Source organism: Jatrophihabitans sp. (genome assembly GCF_035474675.1).
Lineage (GTDB): Bacteria > Actinomycetota > Actinomycetes > Mycobacteriales > Jatrophihabitantaceae > Jatrophihabitans_A.
In genome coordinates, this window is sequence record NZ_DATINC010000142.1 from 1 (window position 1) to 12944 (window position 12944).

The 12944-nt window shown below is 72.3% G+C and carries 12 protein-coding genes; 3 read left to right on the forward strand and 9 right to left on the reverse strand.

The features are described from left to right. From VLJ82_RS16605 to VLJ82_RS16630, 6 genes are all read right to left on the reverse strand, one after another. On the reverse strand, positions 1 to 555 hold a 555-nt coding region (locus tag VLJ82_RS16605; protein ID WP_408664481.1), incomplete at its 3' end, for a DnaB-like helicase N-terminal domain-containing protein. Between the two features lie 642 nt (positions 556 to 1197). Continuing rightward, positions 1198 to 1644, reverse strand: a complete 447-nt coding sequence (rplI, locus tag VLJ82_RS16610; RefSeq protein ID WP_408664482.1) for a 50S ribosomal protein L9 — start codon at positions 1642 to 1644, stop codon at positions 1198 to 1200. Between the two features lie 12 nt (positions 1645 to 1656). After that, positions 1657 to 1893 carry a 30S ribosomal protein S18 gene (gene rpsR / locus VLJ82_RS16615; RefSeq protein WP_311423422.1) on the reverse strand — a complete coding sequence of 79 codons (237 nt, stop codon included), beginning with the start codon at positions 1891 to 1893 and terminating at the stop codon, positions 1657 to 1659. 53 nt (positions 1894 to 1946) lie between these two features. After that, entirely contained in the window at positions 1947 to 2435 is a 489-nt protein-coding gene (locus VLJ82_RS16620; protein ID WP_408664483.1) for a single-stranded DNA-binding protein, read from the reverse strand. Continuing rightward, positions 2435 to 2776, reverse strand: coding sequence for a 30S ribosomal protein S6 (gene rpsF / locus VLJ82_RS16625; RefSeq protein ID WP_408664484.1), 342 nt, complete (start codon positions 2774 to 2776; stop codon positions 2435 to 2437). Before rpsF ends, VLJ82_RS16620 begins: the two co-directional genes overlap by 1 nt. A gap of 212 nt (positions 2777 to 2988) precedes the next feature. Next, positions 2989 to 4065 (reverse strand): hypothetical protein, encoded by a 1077-nt coding sequence (locus VLJ82_RS16630; protein ID WP_408664485.1) that lies wholly within the window; start codon positions 4063 to 4065, stop codon positions 2989 to 2991. 201 nt (positions 4066 to 4266) lie between these two features. On the opposite strand from VLJ82_RS16630, the gene VLJ82_RS16635 reads away from it, so the two are divergent. The 3 genes from VLJ82_RS16635 to VLJ82_RS16645 are packed head-to-tail and all read left to right on the forward strand — an operon-like array spanning position 4267 to position 6905. Next, positions 4267 to 4794, forward strand: coding sequence for a SigE family RNA polymerase sigma factor (locus VLJ82_RS16635; RefSeq protein ID WP_408664486.1), 528 nt, complete (start codon positions 4267 to 4269; stop codon positions 4792 to 4794). Next, positions 4791 to 6080, forward strand: coding sequence for a DUF4232 domain-containing protein (locus VLJ82_RS16640; RefSeq protein WP_408664487.1), 1290 nt, complete (start codon positions 4791 to 4793; stop codon positions 6078 to 6080). The genes VLJ82_RS16635 and VLJ82_RS16640 overlap by 4 nt, the downstream gene beginning before the upstream one ends. Before the next feature lie 33 nt (positions 6081 to 6113). Then, complete coding sequence (locus VLJ82_RS16645) at positions 6114 to 6905, forward strand: deoxyribonuclease IV (protein ID WP_408664488.1); 792 nt, start codon at positions 6114 to 6116, stop codon at positions 6903 to 6905. A 54-nt stretch (positions 6906 to 6959) separates the two neighbouring features. On the opposite strand, the gene VLJ82_RS16650 is transcribed toward VLJ82_RS16645, so the two are convergent. From VLJ82_RS16650 to VLJ82_RS16660, 3 genes are all read right to left on the reverse strand, one after another. Next, complete coding sequence (locus VLJ82_RS16650; protein WP_408664489.1) at positions 6960 to 8732, reverse strand: proline--tRNA ligase; 1773 nt, start codon at positions 8730 to 8732, stop codon at positions 6960 to 6962. Positions 8733 to 8832: 100 nt separating this feature from the next. Next, positions 8833 to 10359, reverse strand: a complete 1527-nt coding sequence (locus tag VLJ82_RS16655; protein WP_408664490.1) for a glycosyltransferase family 87 protein — start codon at positions 10357 to 10359, stop codon at positions 8833 to 8835. 91 nt (positions 10360 to 10450) lie between these two features. Then, on the reverse strand, positions 10451 to 12808 hold the full coding sequence (locus VLJ82_RS16660; RefSeq protein WP_408664491.1) for a transglycosylase domain-containing protein: 2358 nt from the start codon (positions 12806 to 12808) through the stop codon (positions 10451 to 10453). Positions 12809 to 12944 lie beyond the last annotated feature (136 nt).

Genomic DNA, 12944 nt, shown 5'->3' on the forward strand with positions numbered 1-12944 from the left:
GATCCGGACGTAGTCCTCGCTGGTGCGCCGCTCGGTCACCTCGTAGATCTCGGCCTGCGCCCGGTCCACCACGTCGTCGACGGTGCCGGCCATCCCCTCGCCGCTGGCCGCCCCGTAGCCCATCTGCACGATCCGGGTGCCGGCCTCCACCAGCCGGCGCAGGATCGAGCGCTCGGCGACGATCTCGGCGTAGTAACCGGCGTTGGCGGCCGTCGGCACCCCGGCGATCAGGGTGTGCAGGTACTGGTGGCCGCCGACCCGCCCGATCAGGCCGGTACGGGTCAGCTCGGCGGCGACGGTGACCGCGTCGGCCGGCTCGCCCCGGCCGTACAGGTCGAGGATGGCGTCGTAGACCAGCTGGTGGGCCGGCCGGTAGAAGTCGCTGCCGCGCAGCACCTCGACCACGTCGGCGATGGCGTCCTTGGACAGCAGCATGCCGCCCAACACCGACTGCTCGGCCTCGACGTCCTGCGGCGGGGTGCGATCGAACTTAGGGCCGGAGGTGCTGGGAGTGCCTGCATCACCGATCGCGCGAAGCCCGGGACCAGAAGTCACACTGTTGCCAATCGTCTGGGGCTTATGGGTCAGCGGTTCAGCCATGGGACCAGGGATACGCGCAGGTACTGACACTTTTGTAATTCAGTGCCGGAACTGGCGGTGATCCCCGAGCCCGCGCTGACGTTAGGGGCCCCGGACCGGCCGGGCAACGCGGCCTGTGTACCCAGCTGTGGAGGATGGTGTGGGCAACGCCGCCTGCTGATGTTCACGAGTTGGGGACAGCCCTGTGAATAACTCGCGGCAAGCGGTTACAAAGCCCGGGATTGCTGGGCTGGCTTGTGCTCAGCCTGTGGAGGAAAAGTAATTTCGAAGAAGCTGGCACCCCAGGTCGCTGTGAGCACCCGGTTTACTACTGCGCCGAACCGTGCCCGTCCGGTAACACGCTGCTTACGCCCGGCTACCACATATCCACAGGTCGCGCGAACCGGATCCCAGAATCTGGACAGGCCGCCCAGCGGAGGAGTTCCCGGCGACTGGGGCAGGCCGGCACCCAGTGGACACCCTCGGCAACCGGTGTCCGGGCATGCCGAGGGCCCGGTCCTCGGGCAGGCGAGTTCCGGGTCCTCGGAGCAGGGTGCACCCCTGACCCCGCGCGAGCCAGTCGGAACGGCCCGTGCGGGGGTCAGGTGAGCAAGCGGGCTAGCTGCCGGTGACGGTGACCGGCACGGTGGCCACCACGTCCGGGTGCAGCTCGATGGTGACGGTGTGTGAACCGGTGGTCTTGATGTGGCCGGGCAGGTGCACCCGCTTCTTGTCCACGGTGGGACCGCCGGCGGCCTTCACCGCGTTGGCCACGTCGGCCTCGGTCACCGAGCCGAACAGCCGGCCGCCGTCGCCGGCGCGGGCCTTGAGGGTCACGGCCAGCCCTTCGAGCTGGGCCTTGATCTCGTTGGCGTGGTCCAGGCCGCGGATCTCCCGCGAGTTCTGGGCCCGCCGGATCTGGGTGATCTGCTTCTCGGCGCCCTTGGACCAGGCGATCGCCGAGCCGCGCGGCACCAGGTAGTTGCGGCCGTAGCCGTCGGCCACCTCGACGATGTCGCCGGGCACGCCGAGGCCGGACACCTCACGAGTCAGGATGATCTTCATGTTCGTCCTGCCTTAGCGCGCGGTCGAGGTGTAGGGCAGCAGCGCCATCTCGCGGGCGTTCTTGACCGCCTTGGCGATCTCACGCTGCTGCTGGGTGCTCACGCCGGTCACCCGCCGGGCGCGGATCTTGCCCCGGTCGGAGATGAACTTGCGCAGCAGGGCGGTGTCCTTGTAGTCGATCGCCTCGATGCGCGAGGTCTTGAGCGGGTTGGACTTCTTCTTGGGCTTGCGAAGCGGTGGCTTTGCCATGGAAACAAACTCCGTAGTGATTGAGGCCGGAATCGGCTTAGCGGAAGGCAGGCTTAGAAGGGCGGTTCGTCGGAGAACCCGCCGGACGAGACCGGGCCGGACGAGGCCCACGGGTCGTCGGCCGGCATCGATCCGCCGCCGGAGCTCTCGCCACCGAAACCGCCGCCGGACGAGCCGCGCTGGGTGCGGTTGACCTTGGCGGTGGCGTAGCGCAGCGACGGGCCGACCTCATCGACGTCGAGCTCGATGACGGTGCGCTTCTCACCCTCGCGGGTCTCGAACGAGCGCTGCTTGAGCCGGCCGGTGACCACCACGCGCATGCCGCGCTGCAGTGACTCGGCGACGTTCTCCGCTGCCTGGCGCCAGATCGAGCAGCGCAGGAACAGCGCCTCGCCGTCCTTCCACTCATTGGTCTGGCGGTCGAAGTTGCGCGGCGTGGAGGCGACCGTGAACGAGGCCACCGCGGCGCCGGACGGGGTGAACCGCAGCTCCGGGTCGGCCGTCAGGTTGCCCACGACGGTGATGACGGTCTCGCCGGCCATCAGGCCGACTTCTTCGCGGTGCGCTTGGCCTCGGCCTTGACCGACTTGGCCTTCTGCGCGGCCGGCCGCAGCACCTTGGTGCGCAGCACCGACTCGTTGAGGTTCAGCTGCCGGTCCAGCTCGATCACCGACGCGGGCTCCGCGGTCAGGTCGATGACGGCGTAGATGCCCTCGGGCTTCTTGTTGATCTCGAATGCCATCCGGCGGCGACCCCAGATGTCGACCTTCTCCACCGTGCCACCGTCCTTCTTGATGACGGAGAGGAAGGTGTCCAGGGACGGAGCGATGGTCCGCTCGTCCAGCTCGGGGTCGAGGATGACCATGACTTCGTAATGGCGCATGGGAGTAACCCAGCCTCCTGTGGACTCATGCGGCCACGGACGGTCCGTGGCAGGAGGATGAAGCGGCCTGCCCGGCACCCCACGTTGGCGGGACCGGCGGGGTACGGAACACCTGACGTTCCGCGCCCAGACTGCAACCTGACCAGGCTACCGGCTGCCGCCGCGGGAGCGAAATCGGCGCGGAGTCCGCGTCGCCCGCGGGGACCGCCGGCTCAGCCGCGCGGCTTGGCCGGGCCCTTGGCCGCCACCTCGGCCGGCTGCAGCAGGAAGGTACGGGCATAGGACGCCGTCGCCCCGGACAGCGCCAGGATGGCCAGGATCACCGCGAGGGTGGGCAGCGCGCCGAGCGCGGAGCGGGGCCGGCTGGTGGCCAGCTCCACGGTCCGCGGCGAGCCACCGGACTTGACGGCCGGCGAGGCGGCGGAGTTGCCGGCCTGGGCACCGTTGCCGGTGGCAGCCTGGCCGCCGGCACCGCTCGAGCCGCCGCCCGAACCGGTCACCGGGACGTAGACCCCGCCCTGGCCGCTGCCGTTGCCGTAGCCCTTGGGCACGGTCCGGTCGGCCACCGTCGGGTCGCTGGGCTGGTAGCTGGTGCCGGGCACGTCCGCGCCGGGCGAGGTGCTCACCCCCGGCGAGGTGCCGGTGCCCGGCAGGCCGGGGGCGCCCGGCAGCCCCGGGACCGCGGGCAGGGTCGGCACCGGCGGCAGCGCGCTGTTGATCGGGCTGAGCACGCCGTTCACGCCACCCACCGCGCTGCTGACCGCGCCGTTGATCGCGCTGGTGATCGGGCTCGGCACCACCGGGACCGACACGCTGGGCACCGGTACCTGCACGGCCACCTGGCAGTTCGAAACGGTGCTGGAGATCACCAGCTCGCCCTTGTAGTCATTGAGGCCCACCACGACGCCCAGCACGTTGACGGTCTTGATCTGCCAGCTGAGGGCGTAGCTGGTGGCCCTGGTGAAGGTGATCGGGGTGGTGCCGGTGAGCGGCACGCCGACGGTGGCCGAGCTGTTCGGGTCGGTGGAGTTGGGAGCCGGCTTGATGGTCAGCTTCTCGCTGGACAGGGCTCCGAGGACGCCGGGCTTGAACTGCACGGCGGTGCCCGGGACCAGCGCGATCGAGCCGTTCAGCGGCAGCGGGCAGGACGAGGAGGACATGCCGGTCGCGTCCAGGGTGACGGGCGTCGGCGGCGGCGTGGCCGCGCTGGGACCGCTCGCCAGCAGCAGGCCGGCACCGGAGACCACGGCCGCGGCGGCCGCGGCGCCGGCGATGCGTCGCAGTCTCATCCAACCCCTCCGTCAGTGCGAAAACGTCCGGAATAGGACCATGTTAGCGCGTCCGCTCCGGCCCGTCGCCGTCAGCTTCCCGACGGGAGGATCAACGAGGCCGAACCCGATCGGTCACGCCGGCGGCGCACCCCGCGATCGGCGGGAGAAATATCCGCCATTCGCCTGCAATGTTTGGCACGGCCGAGTTGTCTTGCTGACATGGAGGTCGTCACGCGGGTGGCTGTCGACTTCGCGCGCTTCGTGGAGGACGGCACCTCCTCGCTGCTCGGCACTGCCTACCTGCTCACCCGCGACCGGCAGGCGGCCGAGGAACTGGTCCAGGACACCCTGGTGGCGCTGTACCCGCAGTGGCCGAGGGTGGCCGCGGTGCAGTCGCCGATCGCCTACGTCCGCCGGTCCCTGATCAACCGCTACCTCAACCAGCAGCGGCGCGCCTCGGTGGGCGAGCGGATCAGCGAGTTGCTGCCCGAACGGCAGCCCGCGCCGGACTTCTCCCGCCGGGTCGACGACCGCGACCAGCTGCGCCGGGTGCTCAGCACGCTGCCGCCCCGGCAGCGCGCCGCCGTGGTGCTGCGCTACTTCCACGACCTGTCCGACCAGCAGGTCGCCGACGAGCTGGGCTGCCGCGCCACCACGGTGCGCAGCCTGATCAGCCGGGCGCTGAGCACGCTGCGCGCCGCCTCCGGTACCGACGACCGCTCCGACTACCAGGGAGACCTCCGATGACCCCCGACGAACTCGACACCGCCATCCGGCAGGAGTTGCAGTTCGCCGCACGGCTCGCTCCGGACCCGGGGCCGGTCCGGCGCCGGGTGCTGCTCGCCGCCGAGGCGCTGGACTCCGGCGGCCTGCCGTCGCGGGGCCTGCGCGCCTGGACGGTGCCGCTGCTGGCCGCGGCCGCGGTGCTGGTGGCGCTCGGCCTGACCGCCGCCAGCCAGGCGCTGCGCGCCGAACGCGCACCCACCCCGCCGGCCGGCAGCATCAGCACCGGACCGGTGAGCCCCGCCCCGACCGGGGGAACCAGCACCGCCAGTGCCCGGAGCACGCCCAGCGCCAGCCCCACCGCCAGCGCGAGCGGCACGCCGGCCCGCAGCGCCGGCGCGGGAAACCCGGCCCAGAACGGCGGGAGCCGGAGCGCGGCCTCGTCGGCTCCGACCGACTGGTTCCACGGCCTGGACGCCACCACGCTGCCGCACACCCTCGGGCTGTGCCCGGCCGGCCTTGTCGACAACGTTCCCGGAATGGGCGCCCCGTCCGTCTCGGTGGCCGGCGAGCCGGAGCCGCTCTGGCTGGTGCCGGTGGCCTGCGCCGGCGCGACCGGCGACTCCAGCCCCCGGCCGGTCGAGGTGTTCCGCTACTCCCCGGCCGGCCCGCAACTGGTGCAGACGCTGGCCTACCAGGCCGGCGACCCGCGCTCGATCGTGGTCACCTCGATCAAGGTCGGCGCCGGCACCGTCACCCTCGGCGAGAGCGGCTACGACACCGAGCGGGACGCGCGCAGCCTGCGCTTCACCCAGACCTACACCTGGTACTCCGGGCACTTCGAGGCCGGCCCGCAGCAGGACGCGGTACGGGCCTGCGCCGACGGCCAGCTCATGGTCACCGGTGCGCACGACGCCAGCCAGGACGGCTCCGCCGCCGGGGTGCTGCTGACCTACACCAACACCAGCGACGAGCCCTGCGCGCTGACCGGCTACCCGGGCGCGTCCGTGCTCGACGCCGCCGGCCAGCCGCTGGCCGAGGCGGCCCGGACGCCGTCCGGACCGCTGGGCGGGCTGAGCGCGGGCGACCCGCCCCGGGTGGTGCTGTTCGGGCAGATCACCGGCTCGGCCGTGGTCGAGTGGGCAACCGCCGCGCAGGGCACCGGCGCGTGCTACCCGATGGCGAGCGTGGTGATCACCCCGCCGGGCATGAGCGTCACCTCGAGGTTCGACAACCAGCCGACGGTGTGCGGCCCGCAGGTGCACCCGGTGGTCTACGGCGGCACCGGCAAGCAGCAGGCTGCCGGCTGACCGACTGTCAGCCCCCGGACGTAACCTGGGCGCATGTCCGATCCCACGTCCGGCAGTCTCGTCATCGGCGCGCACGTCCACTCCGACGACCCGCTGGCCCACGCGGCCCAGGTCGACGCCGCGGCGGTCCAGTTCTTCCTGGCCGACCCGCAGGGCTGGAAGGCCCCCAAGGAGCACCCGCACGCCGCGGCGTTGCGCGCCAGCGACCTGACGGTCTACGTGCACGCGCCGTACGTGATCAACGTGGCCACCACCAACAACCGGATCCGGGTGCCCAGCCGCAAGATCCTCAGCCAGCACGCCGAGGCGGCGGCCGCGATCGGCGCCAAGGCGCTGATCGTGCACGGCGGGCACGTCGGCGCCAACGACGACCCGGCGGTCGGCATCGACAACTGGCGCAAGACCTTCGCCTACCAGGCCGAGGCCGGCGGCTTCCCGCTGCCGATCCTGATCGAGAACACCGCCGGCGGCACCGCCGCGATGGCCCGGCACCTGGACCGGATCGCCCAGCTGTGGGACGCGATCGGCGAGTACGGGCCCGGCTTCTGCCTCGACACCTGCCACGCGCACGCCGGCGGTGAGGACCTGACCGGCATCGTCGACCGGGTCAGGGCGATCACCGGCCGGATCGACCTGGTGCACGCCAACGACAGCCGGGACGCCTTCGACTCCGGCGCCGACCGGCACACCAACTTCGGCACCGGTTTCATCGAGCCGGAAGCGATCGCTGCAGTGGTGCGGGCCGCCGGCTGCGACGTGCTGGTCGAGACCCCGGCGAGCGGGCAGGCCGACGACATCAGCTACCTGCGCAACAAGGCCGGCTGACACCCACCGGCCGGCCGCGCCCCAGCCGGGAACGCGACCCAGCCGGGGACCCGGTCAGCCGCCGGAGACCTCGGCGTGCACGGCGCTCACCGCGTCGGCCACCGGAACGTCCCGGCGCTCGCCGCTGCGGCGGTCGCGCAGCTCCACCAGGCCGTCGGCCAGGCCCCGCCCGACCACCAGGATGGTCGGCACCCCGAGCAGCTCGGCGTCGGCGAACTTCACCCCCGGCGAGGCCTTGCGGTCGTCCAGCAGCACCCGCACGCCGAGCGCGGTCAGCTCGGCGGCGATCCGCTCGGCCTCGTCCGCGGCGGCGGAGTCCTTGCCGGTCGGCACCAGGTGCACGTCGGCGGGCGCTACCGAGCGCGGCCAGACCAGTCCGGCCTCGTCGTGGGTCTGCTCGGCCAGCGCCGCCACCGCCCGGGTGATGCCGATGCCGTAGGAGCCCATGGTCACCGTGACCGGCTTGCCGTCCGGGCCGAGCGCGGTCAGGCCGAAGGTCTCGGCGTACTTGCGGCCGAGCGCGAAGACGTGGCCGAGCTCGATGCCGCGGGCGATCTCCAGCGGCGAGCCGCACCGGGCGCACCGGTCGCCGTTGCGGATCTCCACCGCGCCGATCTCACCGGCCGGCTCGAAGTCGCGGCCGCGCACCACGAAGGCGGCGTGCTTGCCCTCGGAGTTCGCCCCGGTCACCCAGGCGCTGCCCGGCACCACCAGCGGGTCGACCAGGTAGCGCACCTTGAGGTCGGCCAGCTGCTGGGGCCCGATGTAGCCCTTGACCAGCTCCGGCCGGTGCTCCAGCAGCTCGGGACCGGCCTGCTCGACCTCCACCGGCTCCAGCTGGCCGGCCAGCCGCTTCATGTCCACCTCGCGGTCGCCGGGGACGCCCACCACCAGCAGCTCCCAGTCCGACGAGCCCGGCTGGCGGGTCTTGAGCACCACGTTCTTCAGGGTGTCGGCCGCACTGAACCCGGGCGCCTCGGCCAGCCCGAACGCGGCCGGCGGCAGCTCGTTCAGCCGGTCCACCAGCGTCGCGATGGTCGGGGTGTCCGGGGTGTCGAGCACCATGCTGGCCGGGTGGGCGCTGCCCTCCTCGGCAGGCGGGCCGGCGATCTCGACCGCCTCGGTGTTGGCGGCGTAGTCGCAGTTGGTGCACTGCACGAAGGTGTCCTCGCCCGACGGGGTCGGGGCCAGGAACTCCTCCGACGCCGAGCCGCCCATCGCCCCGGACACCGCGAACACGATCCGGTAGTCGAAGCCCAGCCGGCTGAACACCCGCTCGTAGGCGTCCCGGTGGGCCTGGTAGGACTGCTGCTGCCCCTCGTCGGTCAGGTCGAAGGAGTAGGAGTCCTTCATGACGAACTCCCGGCCGCGCAGCACGCCGGCCCGGGGCCGGGCCTCGTCGCGGTACTTGGTCTGGATCTGGTACAGCGCCAGCGGATAGTCCTTGTAGGAGGAGTACTCGCCCTTGACCAGCAGGGTGAACAGCTCCTCGTGGGTCGGGCCGAGCAGGTAGTCCACGCCCTTGCGGTCGACGAGCCGGAACAGCGAGTCGCCGTAGTCCGACCACCGCCCGCTGGCCTCGAAGATCTCGCGCGGGATCAGCGCCGGGAAGTGCACCTCCTGGGCGCCGATCGAGGCCATCTCCTCGCGCACCACCCGCTCGATGTTGGCCAGCACCAGCATGCCCAGCGGCAGCCACGAGTAGATCCCCGGCGCCACCCGCCGGACGTAGCCGCCGCGCACCAGCAGCCGGTGGCTGGGCACCTCCGCATCGGCGGGATCGTCGCGCAGGGTGCGCAGGAACAGCGTGGACATCCGCAGCAGCACGGAGAACTCCAAACGATCGTGATCGGGGCCGGCGGGGTCCGGCGAACCCGGGGAGCCGACCGGGCAAGGTTACCCAAGCGGGGTGGCGGTCCTCGCGGGATTAATCGCCGGCCGGCGGCCGGTCGCCCGACGCGACCCGGCCGGCGGACAGCGCGACCCGGCCGGTGGGCAGCGGCCGGTCGGGCACGCCGGCGAACACGCCGGCCCCGGGGTCCGGCTCGGTGGCCGAGCGGACCGGATCCAGCTCCGGATGCCGGATCTCGCGCACGATCAGCGCCACCAGCACCAGCAGGCAGCCGTCCCGGATCAGCAGCACCCAGGTCAGCGCCTCGTACGTCAGCGCCTTGTTGGGGTCGCTGCCGCCGAGCAGCCAGAGCAGGGTGGCGATCCAGACCGCGATCTCGGAGAACTGCCAGACCAGCGCGCTGCGCCAGCGCGGCCGGGCCAGCGCCAGCAGCGGCACCAGCCACACCGAGTACTGCGGGCTCCACACCTTGGTGGTGAGCAGGAACGCGGTCACCGTCAGGAAGGCCAGCTGGGCCAGCCGGGGACGTACCGGCGTGGTCAGCGCCAGCCAGCCGACCGCGCCGAGGGCGGCCAGCAGGAACAGCGCCACCGCCAGGCCCGGCGGGGTCCAGCCGGAGTCGGCGGGTGAGCCGAAGGTGTTCGGGAAGTAGTGCTTTGCCATCGCCCAGAACGTGCTGGCCTCGGCCGGCCGGGACTCGGAGAAGGCGTAGAACTCCTTCCAGCCGGCCGTCCAGGCCAGCGCCACCGGCAGGTTCACCGCCAGCCACGAACCGGCCGCGGCGGCAGCGGCCCACCACACCGGCCGCCAGCAGCGGCTGCGGTAGGCCAGCAACGCCAGCGGCACGAACAGCAGCGCCGGGTACAGCTTGGCGGCCGCCCCCAGCCCGATCAGCACCCCGGCCGCCACCGGCCGGCCGCGCGCCCAGGCCCACAACGCGGCGGAGGCGAACGCCATCGCCAGCAGGTCCCAGTTGGAGAAGGCGTGGAAGACCAGCAGCGGGCTGAGCGCGAAGATCGCCGCGTCCCACTGCCGGCGGCGGCCGGCCGCGGCGGCGGTGGCCGCCATCGCCAGCAGGCCGCAGACCGCCAGCAGCAGGCAGGTCAGCACGCCGAACATCACGCCCTGGTCCGAGCCCGGCACCAGGCCGCCGTCGGCCAGGGCGTGCCAGCCCCGGGTCAGCTCGGCGGTGAGCCACATGAACCCGCCGGTCAGCACCGGGTACTCCACCGCGTGGTCGCGGTAGGGCACCGCCCCGGACGCCAGCCCCTCGGCCCCCCACAGCGGGATGACGTCGGAGTAGCAGGCGTGGGTGTACTGCTTGGACGCCACCCACTGGCCGTTCGCGCACGGCAGCTTCTCCCCGTACCCCAGCAGCAGGGTCAGCGCCCCGAACGCCAGCAGCACCCGCAGCGGCGTCCACCAGCCGGAGTTGCGGCGGGCGTAGCGACCCAGCGGGCCGCCCACCAGCCCGCTGGCCCGGGCGGCGGTGCGGTCGGCCCAGGTCGGTGGCCACACCTCGTCGTCTGCCGAACCGGCGGCCGGACCGGCGGCCGGGTCAGCCACCGGCAGGCCCGTCGGGGCGCGGCGCGGCGTGGTCACGCCGCCGATCCTCGCACGCGCCGCTCGGCACGGTCACGCCGCCGAGCCCGGATGCGGCGGCCAGCGACCGCCGGGAAATGCCACCGCCGGACTAGCCCCCGGCCTTCTTGGAACCGGTGGGGGTGGCTCCCGCGGGGCCCGCCCCGGCCTTGGTGGAACCGCTGGGCGCTGCGCTGGAGCCGCTCGGGCCCGGCGAGGACGGGCAGATCGGCAGGCCGCAACTGGTGCTCGGCGAGCTGGACGGCGGCGCCGACGTGGTAGGTGGCGCGGAGGTGGTGGGCGCCGCCGAGGTGCTGGGCGGTGCGCTGGTGGTGGGCGCCGTGCTCGACACGGTCGGCGTCGGGGTGGCGCTGGAGCTGCTGGGCGCCTGCGACGGCTGCGGCTGCCCGATCTGCTGGGTGGTGGGCAGCGGCAGCACCGGCTTGCCGCTGAGGTAGCCGTCCATGAAGCGCTGCCAGGCGTGCCCGGCCAGGTCCCGGCCGTACTCGGAGTTGCCGTTGGCGTCGTAGATCGGTTCCACCTTGTCCGAGCCGACCCAGGACGCCGCGCTCACCTGCGGGGTGAACCCGACGGTCCAGCCGTCGCTGGAGTTGCCGGTGTCCTGGATGCCCACCGTGCCGGTCTTGGCGGCCACCGGCCGGCCGTCGGCCGGCGCGATCCCGGACGTCCGCGCGACGTCCTCCATCGCCAGGGTGGTGTCGTTGGCGACCCGCTTGTCCAGTACCCGCTTGGCCTTGTCCTTGTGCTCGAAGACCACGTCGCCCTTGGAGTCGGTGACCTTCTGCACGAAGTAGGCCGGCCGGACCAGCCCGCCGTCGGCCAGGGTGGCGTAGCCGACCGCCTGGTCGAGGATCCGGACCGGGTAGTTGCCGATCCCGACGTAGGGGTCGGGGTGGCCGTTGCGCATCAGGGTCGGGGCGCCGGGGTTGGCGCCGGTGTCGGTCTCGGTGGCCGGGATCCCCATCGCGCGGGCGGTCCTGACCACGTTGTCCGGCCCCACCAGCGAGGTCAGCTTCCCGAACACCGTGTTCAGCGACAGCGTGGTCGCCTTGCGCAGCGTGTAGGAGCCGAAGTCGGGGTCGGTCGGGTCGTTCTCGAACGGCAGCCCGTCGATGGTCTGCGGGGACGAGCCGTCGAACACCGACTGGATGGTGTAGGCGGGCTTGACGCCCTTGAGGTTCTGGGTGAGCGCGGTGGCCGTCACGTACGGCTTGAAGCTGGAGCCCGGTGGCCGCCAGGACTGGGCGTAGTCCAGCCCGGCGCCGTTCGGGCCGCCGTAGTAGGCGATCACGGCGCCGGTGTCCGGGTTGACCGCCACCAGCGCCGGGCGCAGGTTCTTCTGCTTCTCGGTCAGGTTGGCGTAGGTCTCCTTGATGGCGTCCTGCGCGGCGACCTGGGCGCCCCGGTCGATGGTGGTCTGGATGCGTAGGCCGCGGGTGTTGATGGTGGCCGGGTCCACCCCGTCGGCCCGCAGCTCGGACTTGACCTGCCGCCAGACCAGGCCGAGCGGGCCGTCCAGCACCGAGCTGGTGTTGCGGGTCTTGATGGTGGTCGGGAACTTCAGCGTCGCGGCCTGGTCCTGGCTGAGTTTCCCGGTGCTCACCATGCCGTCCACCACGTACTGCCAGCGGGCCTTGGCCGCCGCCGGGGTGACCGCCGGGTCGTAGTACTCCGGCGACTTGATAAGCGCGGCCAGCAGCGCCCCCTGGGCGACGCTGACCTTGCCCACCGAGACCCCGAAGTAGGCCTTGGCGGCGGCTTCGACGCCGTAGGCGCCGCGGCCGAAGTAGATGGTGTTGAGGTAGCTCTCCAGGATCTCGTCCTTGGAGTACTGCCGGCTCAGCTTCAGCGAGATCGCCAGCTCCTTGAGCTTGCGGCTCAGCGTCTGGTCGGAGTTGAGGTAGGCGTTCTTGACGTACTGCTGGGTGATGGTGGAGCCGCCCTGGGTGGAGCCGCCCCGGATGTCGTTGACCGCCGCCCGCAGGGTGCCCTTGATGGAGATGCCGGGCTCGGAGTAGAAGCCGCGGTCCTCGGCGGCGATCACCGCGTCCCGGACGTGCACCGGCACCTTGTCCAGCGCCACGATGGTCCGGTTCTCGCCGCCGTCAATGGTCGCCATCGTCGAGCCGTCGGCGTACTGCACGATGGCCGACTGGTTGGTCTGCAGCTCGGCCGGGCTCGGCACGTGGGCCACCGAGTACATGGTCACCGCGAGCACGCTCATCATCAGCGCCAGCAGGCCGAGCAGCCAGGTGGCCGCCAGGCCGACCCGGCGCAGGATCCGGTTGCGCCGGCTCATCGCGGCCAGCCGGCGCTTCTTGGCCGCCCGGCGCTTCTTCCAGCGTCCCGGCTGGCCCTTGGCGTCCGCGCCGTGCCTGCCGCCGCCCTTGCCGCCCTTGCCGGGGCCGGACGGAACGGAACGGGATCCGGACGCGGAGGTACCCGCCACGAAGCGACTCCTTTTGCTCGGCGTGCTCGTTGCTCAGCACTGCTTCTCAGTGCGGCGACGTGCAGCCCGCACCTGAACTAACGGCAAGAGTACGGCGAGCGGAAGCGAAGCCCTGCCAGGCCGGGGCCGGCGGAGC